The organism is Clostridium sp. C8-1-8, from assembly GCF_009928445.1.
GTDB lineage: Bacteria > Bacillota > Clostridia > Clostridiales > Clostridiaceae > Clostridium_AR.
Genome location: NZ_JAABNO010000068.1, coordinates 1 through 2,595, shown reverse-complemented (window position 1 = coordinate 2,595; position 2,595 = coordinate 1). Strand labels below are relative to the sequence as shown.

3 protein-coding genes are annotated in these 2,595 nt (G+C 31.6%); all 3 read right to left on the bottom strand.

Annotated elements, in window-relative coordinates:
* Positions 1-120: 120 nt before the first annotated feature.
* Complete coding sequence (locus tag GXK57_RS26105) at positions 121-1,731, bottom strand: IS66 family transposase (protein ID WP_160680934.1); 1,611 nt, start codon at positions 1,729-1,731, stop codon at positions 121-123.
* A 111-nt stretch (positions 1,732-1,842) separates the two neighbouring features.
* Positions 1,843-2,193, bottom strand: a complete 351-nt coding sequence (tnpB, locus tag GXK57_RS26100; protein WP_160680933.1) for an IS66 family insertion sequence element accessory protein TnpB — start codon at positions 2,191-2,193, stop codon at positions 1,843-1,845.
* A complete protein-coding gene (locus GXK57_RS26095; protein ID WP_160680932.1) occupies positions 2,187-2,510 on the bottom strand; it encodes a hypothetical protein in 324 nt (107 codons plus the stop codon). Before GXK57_RS26095 ends, tnpB begins: the two co-directional genes overlap by 7 nt.
* Positions 2,511-2,595 lie beyond the last annotated feature (85 nt).

Below are 2,595 nucleotides of genomic sequence, written 5' to 3'. Positions count from 1 at the left end.
TGTAAGCGTAAAAGAATCGACGCATGGAAAAGGAAAATATCAAATGATAAAATAATCCCAGTAGAGCTACAGCATCTGCTTTCTACTGGGATTTACAATTTAATATAGATAAAAAGATTTTTATTTACGTGTCTGAGTCTTCATATTTTCAGTAATATTTTCTGCCCAAGGCATAACATCAATAATATCATCTCTAGAGTTATTAACGTTTCTTGCTAGTCTTTCTAATAAATACACTAAATATCTTTCTACTACTAAGCCGTTGGCTTTGGCGGTTTCTATTATGCTATATATTATAGCACTAGATTTTGCTCCTTTAGAGGTGTTGGAAAACAACCAGTTCTTACGCCCGATAACGAAAGGCTTTATAGCCCTTTCGGAGCCGTTATTATCTATTTCTAAAGAACCATCTTCCAAAACAGTTTTCATGCCAGGCATAAGATTTATAGTATAAGCAAGGGCTTTACCTAAAGCGCTTTTAGGTAGAGCATCTTTGATTTCTATTTGGATATATTCTTGAAATTGATCAAGAATAGGTGATAATTTTTCCAATCTTGCTTCATAACGTTTTTTATAGAAATATTCATCATTGCCATAAGCTTCTTTTAAATCTTTTTCTATTTTATAAATTTTTTCACAGTAATTAAACCCTATTATTGCACGTGATTTTTTTAGGGCTTCTTCATCTAAATTTACTACTATTTCATGAAATTTTCGTCGGATATGAGCTAAACAATACACTCTTTTTATATTTTCAACATTATTATAACCTGCATATCCATCGGTTTGAAGATATCCTGAAAATCCTTTTAGGAAATCTCTAGGACAAGAGCTAGATCTTGTTTTTTGGTAGTCATATAAGATAATCGGCTTCTTTGAAGCTCCGGTTTTATATAACCACATATATTTCTTAGACTTTGACTCTTTTCTATTGTCTTCAATAACATTCAAAGTTGTCTCATCAGCTTGAATGTAGTTTACCTTAAGCAGCTCTTCTTTCATAACTTCATAAACTGAAGTAAAAGCATCGGCTACACCTATAATCCAATTCGATAGAGTTTGTCTAGAAAGATTTGCTCCTAACATCTTAAAGTAAGTTTCTTGTCTATATAAAGGCATGGCGTGTTGATATTTCATATTTATTACATGAGCAAGTAACTCATTTGATGCCATACTTTTATACAGAACCGTATTGGGAGCTTTGGCAGTAATTATCTTTGCTTCACCTGTTTCCGCTTCGCAAGACTTGCAAGCATATGTATATGTAACGTGCTCTTCAATATAAAGTTTAGCAGGTTGATATTTTAAAACCTCTTTGGTCTTGCTACCGATAACAACTAAAGAGTTATTGCATTCGCTGCATATTGCTTCGGAATCCCCAAGCTTATGCTCTATAATTACCCTTTCTAGATTCGCCAAGTTATCTTTTTTACCTGTATTCTTAGATGGCTTAGTTCTTTGATAAACTATTTCCTCTATAACTGGTTCACCTTCTTTTAGGTCGGAATACTTTTCAGCCTCATCAAAAAAAGATATTTGGTTAGAATCTACCTGTTCACTAGATGTTCCAAATATCTTTCTATTTTTATTAAGAATTTGACCCTGTAAATATGCCAATTGATTTTTTAAATCATTGATTTCAGAATCCTTTTCTGCTAGCTCTTTTTCCATTTTTGAAATTAATAATCTTGTTTTTTCATCAAGCTGTTCTTCTAAATTTAAGCCGTCCATTTTCTTACCTCATAGTTTGTTTTCGATAAGAATATTATACCATAAAACCCTTGATTTTTAAAGGCTTACAGCAGCTTTAATACAATAAAAACTTACTATCTAAAGACGTTTTTAATATGAGTTTTTTTCTATTATTGGCTTAAATTTAGAAGAAGTTCTGACCTCATACCCCTTAAGCAGCCATCTTAATTCTTCTTTATTTACTTTCGTTGCGTCTTCTTTTGACATAGGCCATTTGAATCTATTATTTTCTAATCTATAATAGTAAAGCCAAAAACCTTCATCAAAATGAAGAATCTTTAATCTATTCATTTGCTTATTGCAAAATACAAATAAAGCTTTTTCAAAAGGATCTAGCTTTAGCGCTGTTTCTACAATCATAACTAACCCATCTATGCTTTTCCTCAAATCCGTCACGCCGCAGGCGAGATAAACCATATCAACTTTATCTATATTTAACATGATTTAGCCAATTCCTTAAGTATTGTGGCTAACACGGCTATTTCATTCATCGGTATATAGATGTTAGCTGAACCTATTTCTATCCTTATTTCGTTAGCCTTATTTGAATTGTTAGCAACAGGCTTATTAGTAACATTTCCATCTAATGTTACTGCATGAAATATTGAGTTGTTTGATTTTTCTAGTTTTTTTCTATAATAATATAGTTGACTTTTACTTATATTATTTTCCTTGCAAAAGCTGCTCTTAGACCCTTGATACGAAGAAAACTTCTCTAAAATATGCATCCATGTTGAATCATTGAAATTCTTTGACATAAAACTCGCCTCCTAAAATTACATGATGTAATTTTAGCAAAGGAAATCATAGTAAACTAGGCGGTAAATCTTTTACGCTTACATA

Bases quoted from the DNA above. Each gene is read 5' to 3' on its own strand.
- GXK57_RS26105 (WP_160680934.1), bottom strand. From the start codon at position 1,731: ATGGACGGCTTAAATTTAGAAGAACAGCTTGATGAAAAAACAAGATTA.
- tnpB (WP_160680933.1), bottom strand. From the start codon at position 2,193: ATGTTAAATATAGATAAAGTTGATATGGTTTATCTCGCCTGCGGCGTG.
- GXK57_RS26095 (WP_160680932.1), bottom strand. From the start codon at position 2,510: ATGTCAAAGAATTTCAATGATTCAACATGGATGCATATTTTAGAGAAG.